1 protein-coding gene is annotated in these 802 nt (G+C 64.0%); it reads right to left on the bottom strand.

The genetic code is table 11. The features are described from left to right. Positions 1-802, bottom strand: an 802-nt coding sequence (locus A9X04_RS04425) for an HAD-IC family P-type ATPase (RefSeq protein ID WP_156764214.1), incomplete at both ends; no start/stop codon positions are given.

Genomic DNA, 802 nt, shown 5'->3' with positions numbered 1-802 from the left:
TGCGGGTGCGGATCGCGAAGATGATCAGCGTCTGCGTCGCAAGCGATTCCACGAACCACCCGGTGCGGAACTCGATCGCGCCGGCGTGCAGCACGCCCAGCATCAACCCGAACGTCAGGAAGTCGAACAGCGAGCTGATCGGTCCGAAGATCAGCATGAACCGGCGGATGAACGCGACGTTCCAGTGCGACGGCGCGTGCAGCTGCTCGGCGTCGACCCTGTCGGTGGGGATCGCCAGCTGCGAGGAGTCGTATAACAGGTTGTTCAGCAGGATCTGGCTGGGCAGCATCGGCAGGAACGGCAGCAGGGCCGATGCGGCCGCGGCGCTGAACATGTTCCCGAAGTTGCTCGACGTGCCCATCAGCACGTACTTGATCGTGTTGGCGAAAATCCTTCTGCCCGTTGCTACCCCGGTGGCCAGCACGCCCAGATCCTTTTCCAGCAGCACCACGTCGGCAGCGTCCTTCGCCACATCGGTTGCGCTGTCGACGGAGATCCCGACGTCGGCGGCATGCAGAGCCAGCGCGTCGTTGACTCCATCGCCGAGGAACCCCACCGATCGGCCGGTGCGCCGCGCCGCGGTGATGAGCCGCGCCTTCTGCTCCGGCGAGATGCGGGCGAAGATGGTGTAATTCTGTGCGGCGTGCTCGAATTCTTCGTCGCCGAATTGTTCCATCTCCGCGCCGGTGATGGTTCCCTTTGAGGCCAAACCCAAGTCGGCGCACACCTTTTCGGCCACCCGCGCGTTGTCACCGGTAGCGATCTTCACCTCGATGCCCAGATCCGCGAGCTGGGTTAGGGA

The organism is Mycobacterium sp. E3247, assembly GCF_001667785.1.
Taxonomy (GTDB): domain Bacteria; phylum Actinomycetota; class Actinomycetes; order Mycobacteriales; family Mycobacteriaceae; genus Mycobacterium.
Note: the sequence above shows the minus strand (reverse complement) of the source record. Positions and strands in the feature narration are given on the sequence as shown.